General features: G+C 53.3%; 12 protein-coding genes. 9 read left to right on the top strand and 3 right to left on the bottom strand.

Features of this window, described 5'->3' with window-relative positions:
- The coding region (locus tag PHD44_RS06665) for an IS5 family transposase (RefSeq protein ID WP_300189509.1) at positions 1-818 on the bottom strand (818 nt) is incomplete at its 3' end.
- Between the two features lie 628 nt (positions 819-1,446).
- On the opposite strand from PHD44_RS06665, the gene PHD44_RS06660 reads away from it, so the two are divergent.
- The 9 genes from PHD44_RS06660 to pgaD all read left to right on the top strand — a co-directional run bounded on the left by PHD44_RS06660 (position 1,447) and on the right by pgaD (position 13,746).
- Positions 1,447-1,800, top strand: coding sequence for a c-type cytochrome (locus PHD44_RS06660; RefSeq protein ID WP_300189508.1), 354 nt, complete (start codon positions 1,447-1,449; stop codon positions 1,798-1,800).
- A gap of 8 nt (positions 1,801-1,808) precedes the next feature.
- Complete coding sequence (locus PHD44_RS06655; RefSeq protein ID WP_300189506.1) at positions 1,809-3,167, top strand: FCSD flavin-binding domain-containing protein; 1,359 nt, start codon at positions 1,809-1,811, stop codon at positions 3,165-3,167.
- Positions 3,168-3,290: 123 nt separating this feature from the next.
- A complete protein-coding gene (locus PHD44_RS06650; protein ID WP_300189504.1) occupies positions 3,291-4,772 on the top strand; it encodes a cytochrome c in 1,482 nt (493 codons plus the stop codon).
- A gap of 3 nt (positions 4,773-4,775) precedes the next feature.
- A complete protein-coding gene (locus tag PHD44_RS06645; RefSeq protein WP_300189501.1) occupies positions 4,776-6,005 on the top strand; it encodes a hypothetical protein in 1,230 nt (409 codons plus the stop codon).
- Between the two features lie 64 nt (positions 6,006-6,069).
- Positions 6,070-6,780 carry a c-type cytochrome gene (locus tag PHD44_RS06640; protein WP_300189498.1) on the top strand — a complete coding sequence of 237 codons (711 nt, stop codon included), beginning with the start codon at positions 6,070-6,072 and terminating at the stop codon, positions 6,778-6,780.
- A 490-nt stretch (positions 6,781-7,270) separates the two neighbouring features.
- Entirely contained in the window at positions 7,271-9,769 is a 2,499-nt protein-coding gene (pgaA, locus tag PHD44_RS06635; protein ID WP_300189495.1) for a poly-beta-1,6 N-acetyl-D-glucosamine export porin PgaA, read from the top strand.
- Positions 9,769-11,898, top strand: a complete 2,130-nt coding sequence (pgaB, locus tag PHD44_RS06630) for a poly-beta-1,6-N-acetyl-D-glucosamine N-deacetylase PgaB (protein ID WP_300189492.1) — start codon at positions 9,769-9,771, stop codon at positions 11,896-11,898. The genes pgaA and pgaB overlap by 1 nt, the downstream gene beginning before the upstream one ends.
- 10 nt (positions 11,899-11,908) lie before the next feature.
- Positions 11,909-13,228 carry a poly-beta-1,6-N-acetyl-D-glucosamine synthase gene (pgaC, locus tag PHD44_RS06625; protein WP_300189489.1) on the top strand — a complete coding sequence of 440 codons (1,320 nt, stop codon included), beginning with the start codon at positions 11,909-11,911 and terminating at the stop codon, positions 13,226-13,228.
- The gene (pgaD, locus tag PHD44_RS06620; RefSeq protein WP_300189486.1) at positions 13,225-13,746 is read left to right on the top strand and encodes a poly-beta-1,6-N-acetyl-D-glucosamine biosynthesis protein PgaD; all 522 of its coding nucleotides are present in this window, start codon (positions 13,225-13,227) and stop codon (positions 13,744-13,746) included. Before pgaC ends, pgaD begins: the two co-directional genes overlap by 4 nt.
- Here pgaD and PHD44_RS06615 read toward each other — a convergent pair.
- Both PHD44_RS06615 and mutY read right to left on the bottom strand, forming a co-directional pair.
- Positions 13,735-14,016 (bottom strand): oxidative damage protection protein, encoded by a 282-nt coding sequence (locus PHD44_RS06615; protein WP_300189485.1) that lies wholly within the window; start codon positions 14,014-14,016, stop codon positions 13,735-13,737. The genes pgaD and PHD44_RS06615 overlap by 12 nt on opposite strands.
- Positions 14,017-14,038: 22 nt before the next feature.
- Positions 14,039-15,178: an A/G-specific adenine glycosylase gene (gene mutY / locus PHD44_RS06610; protein ID WP_300189483.1), complete on the bottom strand. Its 1,140-nt coding sequence runs from the start codon at positions 15,176-15,178 to the stop codon at positions 14,039-14,041.
- Positions 15,179-15,209: the final 31 nt, after the last annotated feature.

Below are 15,209 nucleotides of genomic sequence, written 5' to 3'. Positions count from 1 at the left end.
TGTTCAATACGCGCACGGATACTCGATTGCTGCCGGTTGCGTTTGCGCTGTTTGCGGCTTAGGTCGCCGTGCTTGGGTTTGCGTTTGTCGTTTACTTTCCAGTGAATACCCAGTGCCCGTGCGCCTCGCTTGTATTCGTCGCTGGTGTAACCGGCATCACCGAAAATGACCTGGTCGCTTGCCCGCAGCAGCTTCGGAAGTTGATTGATGTCCGCTTCATTGGCCGCCGTGACCGTCACTGTGTGGGCGGCGCCGCTGTCGACATCGGCGCCGATATGAATCTTCATGCCGAAATACCACTGCTTGCCTTTGCGGGTCTGATGCATCTCGGGGTCGCGCTCACCCTTGATATTCTTGGTGGAAGGCGAGGCTGCAATGAGCGTCGCGTCCACCATCGTCCCCTTGGATACCTGCAAGCCGCGTGATAGCAGGTGCGCATTCACGGCCTCGAAAAGCCGCTCGGTCAGCGCGTGCTTCTCCAGTAAATGCCGGAATTTGAGGATCGTGGTCTCGTCCGGAATGCGATCTTCACACAGCTCCAGACCCGCGAACCGACGCATCGACTCTACCTCGTAGAGCGCGTCCTCCATCATCGGGTCGGACAGATTGAACCACTGCTGCATCAGGTAGATCCGCAGCATGGTCGTGATGCCGATCGGCTGGCCGCCGCGCCGCCCTGATTTGGGATAGTACGGTTCAATCACCGCTTCGAACTGTGGCCACGGCACGCATGCTTGCATCTGCTCAAGAAACAACTCCTTGCGCGTCTTTTTCTTCTTCGACGCAAAGCTCAGCGAGGCAAAACTTGTCTGTTTCATCGATCCGGCACCTAACACGATGGTTTCACGCTAGTTTATCTGATTTGGGGGATTCAATCAGAGGTTCCCTAGAAAATCGGCTGCATGATTCGCGCACCTCGCTCACCGAAAAAGCAGCGCGTCCAGCATCTGCGCTGGTATCCAACACTGCTCACCCACTAATAACCCACCCTTGTGCTTGTTCAGCAAACTGCCGAATTTCTTTTCGGAAACATTGAGTAACGCCACCACGGAATTTCAATGGATGCATTGCAGGATATCCGGACACAGCGCCCCTCCCCTCTCGCCTTACTGATAAGCAATATCTATAACAACCCTCGAAAAGAACCGAATCCTTCGACATCATGACGCGTTTATCACAAAGAGCCTCTCGAGTGCACAATGCAATAGATAGCACACAAAACTATGTAATCAATGAATAAAATGGCGATTCTCAGCGTTTGCCCCCCATCTAGCCATAAGAAAAACTTTGTCGAAATTTTTCTTTATTAATAAATAAGACTTATCTAAACTAGTCATTGATGGATGAGCAGATCGGGGCAGAGAAGCCACAACTTCGACCGGCATCTTGCTGGCAAACCAAGCCAACGCGCGATCGACTCATCAAGTAACCCCAACAAAGAGGTGTATGTCTGACATGAACTACTCGCTTACTGGAATACTAGGCGCCGCACTCGGTCTTGCTTTTCTGTCCCAAACCGCTGTGGCCGAAACAGCAAACGACCTTGCTCAATCACCCCGCAGCGCCATGCTCGCGCAAACATGTGCCGGGTGTCATGGCACGCAAGGCTATCTGCAGAACAGCGCGTTCATGCCCTTGGCCGGCATGCCGACGACGCAATTTGTGACTGCGATGAAGTCCTTTGCCAATGGCTCTCGCCCATCAACGGTCATGGGGCCGCTGGCAAAAGCATTTTCGGAGGATGAAATAAAGGCCATGGCCGCGTATTTCGCCCAATTCCCCAAAAACGAAGCACAGTGAGGCCGATCATGGACACAATGAATCGTCGTAATTTCCTGAAACTGACTACCGCAGCGACCGCAGCGGCAGCGTCTTTCAGTGCAGGCACGGCTTTCGCCAAAGACGCAGCCCATGTCGTCGTGATTGGCGGCGGTGTTGGTGGTGCCACATTCGCCAAATACATGAAAATGTATTCACCGGAAACCAAAGTCACCATCGTCGAGAAAAACAAGGAATATCAGCGCCCCTACGGCTCGAGTGAGGTTGTGGTTGGACGATTGGATATGAAGGACATCACCATCTCCTACGATGCGCTGAAAAACAAACATGGTGTCAATTTCGTATTCGACACCGTTACTGGCGTGGATTACGACACACGCGAAGTAAAAACCGCAGGCGGTACAACACTTAAATATGACCGTTTGCTCGTATCGCCGGGCGTGTCGTTTGATTACAGCCAGATACCGGGCATGGATTCACCTGAAGCACAATCCAAAATCGTGCACGGCTGGGATGCCGGCGACCAACTGCTCACATTGCAAAAACAATTGGAAGCCGTACCGGTCGATGGAACGGTCGTGCTCATCCCACCGCCCAATCCTTACCGTTGCCCGCCGGGGCCTTATGAACGCTCGGGTCTGATTGCTCAGTGGTTCATCAACCGTGGCGACAAGAATGCCAAGGTCATCATTCTTGATCCTAAAAACGGCTTTACGGTCGATGTCACCATGCTGCAAGCCTGGAACCGGCTGTATGAGTTCAACCTGCCGGAAAGCTTCAAGGGCTATACCGCCGAAGAACGTGCCACTTTCAAGAAGTACGACAAACCGGGCAAGATTCAGTGGATTCCTGCCGCCGAAGGTGGTCGTGTCGTAAAAATTGATGCTGACAATAAAACAGTCGAATGCGAAGCCGGTGTCTTCAAAGCCGACATGATCAACCTGATTCCGCCACTCAAGGCCGGAAAAATCGCTCTGGATATGGGCTTGGCAGATAAATCCGGCTGGTGCCCGGTCGATCAGAAAACATTCGAATCCACGATTCATCCCAATGTACATGTGATCGGCGATGCCTGCATTGCAGGCCAAATGCCCAAATCCGGCTATGCGGCCAACAGCCAAGCCAAAGTCGCAGCACTACAGATCAAGGCATTGCTGGCAGGCCAAGAGCCGATTGAACCGGCGTATCAGAACACCTGTTATGCGCTGGCCGGAAGAGACGATTACGGCATGTTCGTGGCGGATTTCTTCCGTCTCAAGAACGGTGTCATCACACGCGATGAATTTGCCCGTTACCTGCCGTTCAATGCGAGCGATGCGCAATATCGGCTATCGGCCGTTTACTTGCACGCATGGATGAACAGCTTTACTCAAGACATTTTTTCGTAAAAAAGAGCCCTGGTTGCGATTGTTGCAGCCAAGGCAATTAGAGAACGGGACAAGCCTGCGGCCATTGAGCAATTAATCCCAGGCACGCCCCACACATCAGTCTGAATCGACGGGAGTCATACTATGGACTTGATTGGTTTATATCCCACCTGGTACGAACCAGGCATCGGCAGTGGCTGGGTGATCGGCCTCATTGCCACCATCCACGTACTGTTTTCACACACCGCCGTTGGCGCGGCCCTGCTGTTCACCTATCTGGCCTATTTAGGCTATCGGGACGACCGGCCCGAGTTGATCGACTTTATCAAGAAGTACGGTCTATTCCTGCTGGTGTTCTCCTACATTCTGGGTTCGATCACCGGCCCGGGTATCTGGTATTCGACTACGGTCGGCAGCCCGCGCGGCATTTCGGCACTCATCCATAACTTCGTCTGGAAATGGGCAACCGAGTGGGTGTTCTTTGTCATTGAAGTCGTCGGGGTGTACATGATGGTGTACCTCGTCGGCAAAGTGGATAAAGCCACTTACTTGCGCATCGCCATTACCTTCGGCATGGCTTCTTTTGCCACCATGCTGGCCATCGTCGGGATTCTCTCGTTCATGATGGAACCGGGCATGCCGAACTGGGCCGAAAAAGGCGGCTATCTGTTGGGCTTCTATGGCGATAACACCTTTGCTCAGTTGGCCATTCGCATCGCATTCATGTTCACCATGACAGCGGTGGTTGGCGGCATTGTGGTCGCCGGTTTGAAAGATCAGGTGTTTAAAACCTGGTTGGCTCGGCGCCTGGCTGTATTGGGTATTGTCTCGACCATAATCGGTATTTCGCTTTACCCGTGGTATCTCAGTACGTTGCCCGCTCAAGCGCAGATTGTCATGGAAAATCGTATTCCCGATTACTACGGCACGGCGATTTTGACGGTCTTGTTGGCGACGATTGCGTATTTTGCGTTCACGTTGTTCAAACCGCGCATGCTGACCGCATCGATTGCAGGTTTGGCTACCTTGTCGATCTTGATTCTCGGTTTGTTCCCCGGTGAAACCATTCGCGAATCGGCGCGCAAACCGTTCGTGGCCGGTGAGTACCTGTACTCGAATCAGGTGATTGCCAAAGATGTGCCGGGCATGACAGTCAAATCAGAAATTCCAACCCTGGAAAAAGTCGGCTTCACGCATGCCTCGGTATTCTGGCCCGAAACGCAGCGTGACATTACCGTCAATAACGCGCATGAAGTGGGCCGCACGCTGGCCATTGCCGCCTGCAGTAATTGCCATTCGCTCTCAACCACGGGGATTCGTCCCATCGCGGGCTATTTTGGCGGCATTACTGATGTTTCTCGCATCAAAACGTACCTCTTGGGCGCGCTGGCTACCGGCAACACCATGTACATGCCAAAAATCCCGCTGCAAGACAAAGAAGCAGAGGCGTTGGCTTTGTATTTGGCCAGTTTGGCGGATCCGACGGTGGTCGCGCGCTATGTCGAAGAAAACAGCAAAACGGCGGATGCACCGCAAAAAGTGCTGCCAGCCATCGACGATAAAAAAACGACTTCACCCGTTGCTCGCGTGAATGTCTCTTTCCCCACTTCTGGTTTAGAGGAGTAACCGATGGACGCTTCCATGCTCTACGCGCTGCGCGACCCACTGGGGGTTCCTGCCGCGCCCATTATCTTCCTGCTCTTGGGTGTATTGACCTGGGCGCTGCACATTGCGGCCGTCCACGTGCTCCTGGGCGCTTCGAGCTTGACCTTGTTCGGCTCGCTGAATAAGAACCCGCATTGGCGCCGTTTGGCCGATGCGATGGTCAGCACTGCGAAGATCGCGGTTTCCGTTGCTATCGTTCTCGGCGTGGCGCCCTTGCTGTTCGTGCAGGTCATTTACGATCCGTTCTGGTACACCTCCAACGTGCTATCGGCTTGGTGGGTCATCGGCTTCATCACGTTTTTGATTTTTGGCAGTTTGCTGCTGTTTATCTTCTATGGCTTGAATTCAAGCATGAAAACCAAGCCCAAAACCCGTTGCCCCGGCGCCATGCTGGCGGCAATCGCTTTCTTCTTGGTTGTTGGCTTCATCATGCATGCCTTATCGGTGCAGATGTTAAAGCCGGAAAAGTGGATGGAGTGGTACGCCCCGGGTGGCATTGTTGACGCATCAGGACGCGCGTTGCACGCCTACAACTTCTGGCGCTTTGGCTTCTTTATCTCATTGTCGGCGCCCGTCATCGGCTTGTGGCTGATTGCCTACCGTCGTTACCTGCTCGGCCGTGACAACGAAGATCAAAGCTACTTAGCCTTCGTTCGTCGGCTGGCTATGCCACTGATCAGCATCGGCGGCATCATCGCCCTGGCGTTGTACGTCGGCTGGATGGCCACCCTGGACCAAAACGTGGCGAGTTTCGCTCTGAGCTTCTGGTCCATCATCACTGTCGCCATGCTCCTGCTTGCGGTCGCCGTGCCCTTCGTGCTGAGCAAAAAGCTCGATTCAGGCTTCTGGGGCTATGCACCCTTTGCCGTAGGCGCGGTTGCATTGATCGTGGTCGGTGCCATGCGTGAAGCCTTGCGCTGGGCCACGCTGTACGGCGTTCATGGCTATAACGCGCTCGATTACAAACTGCATATGGATTGGTACAGCACCCTGATGTTCTTCCTCACCTTTGCCGCCATCGGCGGTGCCGTGTTGGCGTACCTGCTCACCGTGTCATGGAAAGCGGGGCAGACCAAAGGGATGTATGTCGCCTCACCGATGGTCAATCGCATGGGAACGATCGGCATCTCCCTGCTGGCTGTGTGGATTATTCAGTATTTCGCCATTGGTCTCTGGGTGGCCTACAGCGGTTAATCCTATCTTTCTGAGTTTCACCCGCCGCTCCGAATGGAACGACGGGCGGATTGGAGCAAACACTATGAAAAAAATTACTTTAGCGTTCTTGTTGAGCCTTGGCAGCGCGAGCTTGGCCGCAGCAGCCGAGCAGAATGCGCAGGATATTGTTCACTGGACACCAACCACCTGGGCCGAAGCGCAACGCGACATGCCAAAAGGCAACGCAGCAGCCGGTGAAAAACTGCACAGCACATTGTTTTGCGCTTCCTGTCATGGCGCAAAGGGCGAGTCAACCACAAACAACTGGCCCTCTCTGACCGGACAAAGCGTCGCGTATACCTACAAACAGCTTTTGGATTACAAGAACCATGTGCGCAATGAGGATGATCGTTCGCACCTCATGGTCGTCGTGGCCCAGATGCTCTCCAAGCAGGACATGGCCGATCTGGCCGCTTTTTACGCCGACCAGCCCAAACCCTGCCCCAACGGCCTACCAAAACCGGCACCATCTTTGGTGACTGTGGGTGATCCCAAGCGCCTGATCACCCCATGCGCCGCCTGCCATGGTGCCAACGGACAAGGTGGCGTCAACGAGACGACTGCATTGCGTGGGATGCCGCGAGACTACTTTATCCGTACCATGAACATGTTCCGCGAAGGACATCGCAACAATGACACCTTCAAAGGCATGAGCCAATTCGCCAAACCCCTGACCGACCAGGAGATTGCGATGCTTGCGGATTATTATGCTTGCACGGAGCAGAGCAGTCTGGCTCCCCAAGCCAAGCGATGAGCCTGTCGAAGTCAGATCGACAAAACCATCCTTGTGGTGTTTGGGTCGCTTATCTCAAATAAATCGGGACTCAGCTGAACCGTACCGTACCAGCCCCTTGTGATCGATTTTTGAACTCTAGTCGCGCGCTGATGTGGGGCATGGTGATGGTGGAGCAAAAGAGCCGACAACAAGGATGAGTGACGCCATAACCACGATGCACGGGCACTTCCAAAAGTAAGACGTAAGGCTGCTATTGGCCAAAATCGAACCAAACCTCGCATTAGTCGAGGTTTTTTTATTTCCAGACATAAAGCATCTTCGGATGTAGACGAAAAAGCAAACTGAGAACGAGTGTTGGCACAGAGTTTGCTCAATTCACTTACCACGCATTTGAATACGTTCAGATATATTAGCAAATCAATTGTTCGTGTTCATTTGTGACAAATCTGCAGGGGGAGCCTGTTAATTTGTGACAAAAAGTCATAGTTGACACTATTTGGATCACTTTATGCCTACTTACACATCCATTTTGACCCGTTGGATCTGCATTTCTTCGCTTGTGATCCCTACCGTATTGACTGCTGACCTTGCCTTTGCTGGAGCCACGATTGCTCCAGATGCACCCTCTTTGAAACATCAACGCTGGCAGGCCGTTGACCAGGCCAAGGCCGGTCAGTTGGCAGAAGGGATTCGTCAATTGCAGACACTGGCTGCTGCTCATCCCCGTGATCCTTGGATCACCGCCGATCTCATCGTACTGCTTCGTCGCGATGGCCAAAACGCTGCCATCAGCCGACTGACTGAACACCTCAGAGCAACCGACATACCAAGTTATGCCTGGATGGACTGGGCCAGAGCACTGCGCGATGAAAAGCAATTCAGCCGTGCCGCAGCGGTACTCACCCCCGTATCAAGTCGATTAACACTGGATGGAAAAATTCTTTACGCCATGATCCTGGCCGAGGGAAACCAGATATCAGATGCCCTGCGTGCGCTTCCCGATCCACGGACACCGGGACTGACGCCCACGAATTTGGCTAATATGGCTTACGTTTATCGACTCGCCAAGCAGCCCGAGATGGCGTTGGCACTGGTGAACCGCGCATTGGAGCTGGCGCCGGAGAACCGCTGGGCCTGGCGTGAAAAAGTATTCACTTTGTCGGCCCTGGGATCGGCATTCAAAGCCGAACAGGCTGCACGAAAACACTGGGACTGGTTCAGCCGTCCTGAACAACAGCAGCTAAAGGCATCCGTCGCTACCCAGACCACCCGTGACGCCTACCAGGAACGCAAACGGCTGGATCGGGCGCACCGCTACGCTGAACGAAACCTGCCGCTGAAAAATGCACTGCAACTACTCGAAATCAATCGAGCCGAGTTTACCGATAATCCACGTTTAGAATTGACCACGCGTTACGATCAAATCTATGTTTTGCGCGAACTTCATCTCTGGAAACAAACCATTGCCGAATTCGAGTCCCTGCCGCAACACCCACGCACCGCCAGTGAAGGCACACTACGCAGCATCCCGGACTACGTACGCACAGCTGCAGCGGAAGCCTACGATGCCGATCAGCAGCCGAAAGAAGCCGTCCGCTTGCTTGAGAGTGTCGTTCAGCAATACCCCGGTTCAGATGTGGATGTATTTATCAGCCTGTATTACGCGTACCTCGACGCCGAACAGTACGATAAGGGTGAAGCCTTGCTCACCAAGATCCAACGCGTGACGCCGATTTGGGTGCATGGTTCAGTGAACGATCCAAACTGGGAGCGTATGGGTGTCGAACAAACCTGGGTGATGGATCCGGCCTATCGCAATAACCTTGCTCTGGCAGAACAGCGTGCTCGGGACCTAATGAATGCCGCTCCATTCAATACCAGCGGCATCAACACCTTGGCCACCATTGAAAACTGGCGTGGTTGGCCCGCTCAATCCTTGAAAACCACGCAACTGGCACAGGCCTATTCACCACAGTCTCAAGGTACCCGATTCAATCTGGCACAAAATTTTCGGGATCTGGGCTGGAACAAACGCTGGGGGACAGAAATCACCGATCTCTATCGCCTTTTCCCTAAAGATCAAGCGGTACAAAAAAACTGGCTGTACTGGCAAGATCGCCGCCGCCCCTCGATATCGTCGGAATACACCACAGGCAAAAGCCGAGGTAATGACACAACCACGAACCCCGTTACCGGCAACCGCGATCAAGAATGGCTTACCCGCTTGAACAGCCCCTGGGTTGGTAATTGGCGTGGGTTTTTGCAGCACCACTGGATTTGGTCGAGCTTTGATGAGGGCCCTGTTAGCTTCAACCGCTTAGGTGCAGGTGCTGAATGGCGATATGACCGCAAACATTTCTGGGCCATGCTTTCCAACGATCAGCTCACAGGTCAGCATGTCGGCTTAGCAGTGGGTTGGTCACAGTGGCTGAATGATCACTGGCAATACAGCCTGAATGCAGATACCTATTCAACCCAAACACCACTGCGTGCCAAGCGGGCAGGATATTCCGGAAAGTACTACTCGGCCGATGTCAATTGGCGACAGAGCGAATCGCGCGAGGCGTATATGAGCCTATCCACCCTCGCGATTTCCGATGGCAATAGCCGGATTGATTTTTCCGCGGGCGGTACGCAGCGCATTCAGGCCAGTCCGCATCACATCACCAGCCTCGGGCTGGATGTATTTGCTGAACATAACACTCAGCCCGGCGGCGAGTATTTCAATCCAGCCAACAGCCAGAGCATCAATCTGCGGCTGGAGCATCAATGGATCACCTGGCGAGATTACGACCGATCTTTGACCCAATATTTCAAAGTATCACCCGGTTACGGCTGGCAAGATGGCTTTGGCGGCGCGCCTACCGTTGATCTGTTCTACGAGCATAAATGGCAATTCAGCCGCACTTGGGACCTGCATTACGGCGTCGGCTGGGGCAGCAATGTTTATGACGGTGGTCGCGAAGGGCGTGTGTATGGTCTGATCGGGTTTGGAGGCGTGTTTTGATGGATCGTCGATCTTTTTTACGCTCAATGGTAAGCACGCTTTGCGTCACTTTGGTGGTGCCGGGCAAAGCGGGCGCCGCCGCAACGCTGGAAAAACAGCCACTCATCACGCTGCAAATTCCTGCCGGGCAATTTGCCGTGCTGTGCATGCATGATGTGCAGAACAGTGCAGACCTATCCACGCATCCCGATCCCTACGCCATCAGCACCGAACATTTGGCGCAATTGTTCGACTGGATCGATGAAAACGGATGGCACCCGATCTCCCTTCAACAGGTGGTCGATGCCCATGCAGGCAGAGCGAATTTGCCGGATAACGCCGTGCTGTTATCTTGGGACGATGGGCTTGCCAGTGCGTACAGTCATGTCTACCCGCTGCTTAAGGCGTATCGCTACCCAGCCTTGTTTGCCATTGAGACCGGCTGGATCACCGCCGTGACCGAGGGGAAGAAGGTTAATTACGAAGCTGAAGTTGCCGGTGCCACCCGGCTGACCGAGGGTGAAAAAATCGACCAGGCCCAAGCTGCCGAGTCCAGCAACATCAAAGCGCCGTTCAAGGTCAATTACGAGGGCAAACAGGAATTTGACAAAAACAACTTCGTCACCTGGGCGCAACTGCGAGAAATGTACGCCTCTGGCTTGGTTGAATATGCTTCGCACACCCACGATCAGCATCACGGCATTCTTGCAAACCCTCAGGGGAACGTTGAGCCTGCCTGCATCACCCGTCAATATCTCACCGCCCTTAAGCGCTATGAAACCGACAGCGAATACCACCAACGCCTGTTTGACGACCTCACCTACAGCCGCCGACTGATCGCGGAACACACGGGCTGCACCCCGCGCAGTATCGTCTGGCCTTATGGCGCGATGAACGAAGCATCGGAAGTCATTGCCACCGAAGCCGGCCTGCCCATTTCCTTTGGCCTGAACGATGACCAACTAAACGAGATTAAGCAGGTGGGCACCTCTTGGGGCCGATTGATTCTGACCAACGACCCCATTCCGGTCGATGTGGAATCACGCGTGGAATCCGCTGCCATCCCGAGCCCCTCCATTGAGCGCGCAGTCCAGGTGGACATGGATTACATCTACGATCCCGACCCCACGCAAACCAATCGCAATCTGGGCAAACTACTTGACCGCATCCAAGCCTTGAAAATCAAATCGGTCTACTTGCAAGCTTTTGCAGACCCCGAAGGCACAGGCACACCGAGCCACGTCTATTTCCCGAATTCCGTGCTGCCGATGCGAGCCGACTTGTTCAACCGGGTGGCCTGGCAACTACGAACGCGCGCGGGCGTAGAGGTTTACGCCTGGATGCCCATGCTGGCCTTTAAGTTGCCCGATCAGGAAAAGCAGTCCGCACTGAGTGTCAAAACTCAAAACGCGCAGGGCGAACTCATCCCAGCGAAACGCGACTATGCACGATTGAGCCCGTTTTTACCGGAATCGCTTTCGATTATTGGGCAGTTGTATGCTGATCTCGGTAAAAATAATTCCGGAATTTTTGGCGTCCTTTTCCACGATGATGCCTACTTGGCCGAAGACGAAGACGCCAGCGTGTTTCAGTCGGAAGCACGCTGGCCGGGAACGGATCAACCATTAAATGGTTTACCACTTAATGCGCGGGAAAAAACACAAGCGCTGATCGACTTTGGCAACGTTTTATCTTCAAGACTTCACTATTTCATCAATCGCAGTATAAATTTTCGGACCGCCCGCAATCTCTACGCCCGCGTGGTGCTCGCCCCTTCCGCCGAAGACCGATTCGCGCAGGCACTCGATCCATTTATTGCGGCCTATGACCGAGTGGCGCTTATGGCCATGCCCTATCTCGACGGCAGCACGGAGGATCCTAAACACTGGTTGCGTCGATTAGTAAACGAGGTCGCAAAACATCCTGACGGTTTGCGAAAAGTCGTTTTTGAACTGCAAACCAAAAACTGGAACACCGACCGCTGGATTGACGGGCAAACACTCAAATCCTGGATGCAGTTACTTGTCCGGCACGGCGGAGTGAATCTGGCTTATTACCCAGACGATTTTCTTGATAATCATCCCCCACTCAGGCCCACCTATGAGGGCATGAGCCTGAATGACTTTCCAAGCGGCAAAGTAAAACCGTAATGGAGCCATATTGACACAAATAAATCAAGCACTTGAATTGAGCTCAGCATCAATGCGGGATTTCCTTCTCGACTACGCGTTTTACTACCCGTTCATCATGGCCTGGATGTGGATTATTGGTGGCCTATGGTATTACCTGCGCTGGGAAAACCGACACGATCTCGGTCCGGACTACCCACCACAAACGAGAAATCAGCCGCCAGCCAGTATCCTGATCCCCTGTTTTAATGAAGAGGATCATGTTCGGGACACCCTCGCCTACGCACTCGCTACCCAATACCCCGAATTTGAAGTCATCGCAATCAACGATGGCTCAAGTGATCGCACAGCAGGCATACTCAATGAGCTAGCCAAAGTACATCCTAATCTGCGTGTCATACACCTGCTGACCAACCAAGGCAAAGCTATGGCCTTGCGAGCAGGTGCCATTGCCGCAAAAAATGAATTTTTAATCTGCATTGACGGTGATGCGCTGCTGCACCCCAACGCGGTGGCATGGATGATGGTTCATTTGGCACCGGGCAACCGGGTCGGCGCGGTCACGGGCAATCCACGCATCCTTAACCGGTCTACCCTGCTGGGCCGCCTTCAAGTGGGTGAGTTCTCCTCCATCATCGGTTTAATGAAGCGAGCTCAGCGCGTATACGGGCGGATATTTACAGTATCAGGCGTCATTGTTGGTTTCCGTCGTACCGCCTTGCATCGCGTCGGCTATTGGTCGGAAGAAATGATCACCGAAGATATTGATATCTCATGGCGCTTACAAATGGACCATTGGGATGTCCGTTACGAACCGGACGCCTTGTGCTACATCTATATGCCAGAAACCTTTAAAGGGTTATGGAAACAACGGCTGCGTTGGGCTCAAGGCGGCGTTGAAGTTTTACTCAAACATACTACTGATTTACTAATATGGCGACGCAGACGCTTTTGGGCGGTCGCTCTGGAATATATAGCTTCCGTCTTTTGGGCGTTCATCATGCTCACAATCATTATTCTATTTTTACTTGGTTTGTTCGTGCCACTTCCCGAAGGGTGGCATATCAACACACTCTTGCCCCAATGGAACGGTGTTATTCTTGGCATAACTGCCTTGGTTCAGTTTGGCGTGAGCATGCTGATTGATCGACGGTATGAACCCAAAAAAAGGTTTTTCAAAAATTACTTTTGGATCATCTGGTATCCCCTCGCCTTCTGGCTACTCATCATGCTCACAACGATTGTTGCTGTACCCAAAACACTCCTCAAACGCCGAGGCAAACGAGCGCGCTGGGTCAGCCCAGATCGGGGTGTTAAAGATAAAACAGACCACGAGGCTTCTAAATTATGAGCACAATTGAACGCCCTCGTATCCCCGAGATAATCAGGCGGCCTGATCTTGTTGGCACCCCAAAAAAAGGGCTACTGGCGTTGGTCGCGCTTATGGGCTGGATACTCTGGCTATACTTATTGATGCCTCTGGGAGCGTTATTAGCCTGGTGGTTTGGTTATCATCGGTTGGATCTATTCATCCTTTCCGATCCAGCAAGAACCGTAAATACATTACAATTTTACACCTTGATTATAGGCATAGGTGGGTTGCTTTTCATCTTATGGGCATCCTACAACTGGCTACGTTTTCGCCGCATGGATCGACGTGGCGCACCCCCTGAAGCAAACGCCGAAGTCATCGCCCAGGCATTCTCGATCGAACCTTCCAAAGTTCAATTAGCACAGTCTGGCAAGGTGCTGGCTTTCGATTTTGACGAACTCGGGCAAATCATCCAGATTGAGGCGGATCGTGCCGCCCTCGCTCATTTTCCCCAAGGCTCACAGGCCAACTCAACGCAAACCGCTTCAGCCAACTGACGGTGGCACATAACCTTCCGGCTGCGTAACTTCTCCACCACCGAAGAGAAACTTTTCCATTTCTTCTTCAAGAAACTTCTTGGCCTTAGGGTCTATTGGCGATAAGCGATACTCGTTGATTAACATGGTTTGATGATTACGCCAGGCTAACCAGGCCGATTCGGAGACCTGCTCATAGATACGTTTTCCCAGCTCGCCCGGATAAGGCGGTTTAGCCAGCCCTTTGGCTTCACATTGCAAACGGGAACAGAAAACCACGCGATCATTCATATTAAAACCTATTCAATCGGGTTCATGACGTGCATGAACACTGGGATGGCTTCAGAGCCGGATAGTCCGACAAAAAACGGGCAATGGGTTTGGGCAGGCCCAACTGCGGTGGGCGCACACCCAACTCGACCAACGGCAACCAGAACACATCGGGATTATCCTCGACGGACAACGAGCGGGTTACCTCCATATGATCGATGCGGGCGTTGAGCACATAATGCGTAAACCGATGTTCGAACATGGTCAGAGGAGCGGCGGGAGAGTGCCGTGTCAGCCGATGTGACGAAAGTAACGACTGCTGCTGAGTTATGCCATTCCCAGCCGGCTCATCTGAAGCGGTAGAACCGGATGCAAATCCGTCTTGGACATAATCATACTCGGGCAAACACCATAAGCCACCCCAGATTCCCGTAGGTGGCCGTCGCACCAACATCAGACACTCCGCATCATCCTCAAAAGCCATAAATACGGCACGACGGGTCGGCACAGGTTTACGCTTGCGGCGAACAGGCAAGTTCGCAACCTGCTTTGAAGCCAAAGCCACGCAATCCACGCGAACGGGGCAAGCCGCACAGTTCGGCGTGTGGCGTGTACACAACGTCGCACCGAGATCCATGATGGCCTGGGTGTAGTCGGCCACACGGGATTGTGGTGTGTGTAATTTGGCTACATCGTATAGCGCCTGAATAGTCAAAGCCTGTTCGATGGGACGATCGATTCCGGCATGGCGTGCCATCACGCGTTTGACATTTCCATCCAGAATCGTTTCCGGCACCTCGAATGCCTGCGCCATGATGGCCGCTGCCGTGGAAGGCCCCACCCCCGGCAGCGCTTGCCAACCGATTAGCGTGTCAGGAACGCCCTGCCGTGCCATAAACTGAGCCGCTGCGTGCAGATTACGGGCACGAGCGTAATAGCCAAGCCCAGACCACAACGCCAGCACCTCATCCACCGTTGCGGTAGCCAACACATCCAGCGACGGAAAACGCAGCATGAAGCGATTGAAATAATCGATGACCGTCGCAACCTGAGTCTGCTGCAGCATAATCTCGGAGACCCAGACACGGTAGGGCGTTCTGGGATGCTGCCAGGGCAAATCATGCCGACCATGCTCATCAAACCAGGCCAATAAGCGCCCAGCGAAATCAGTCTTCGGTATCAATACAGCACCATGTGCATTTTGAACCACGCCG

Source organism: Halothiobacillus sp. (assembly GCF_028710545.1).
Taxonomy (GTDB): Bacteria; Pseudomonadota; Gammaproteobacteria; order Halothiobacillales; family Halothiobacillaceae; genus Halothiobacillus.
This window is presented reverse-complemented; position numbering and strand designations above follow the sequence as displayed.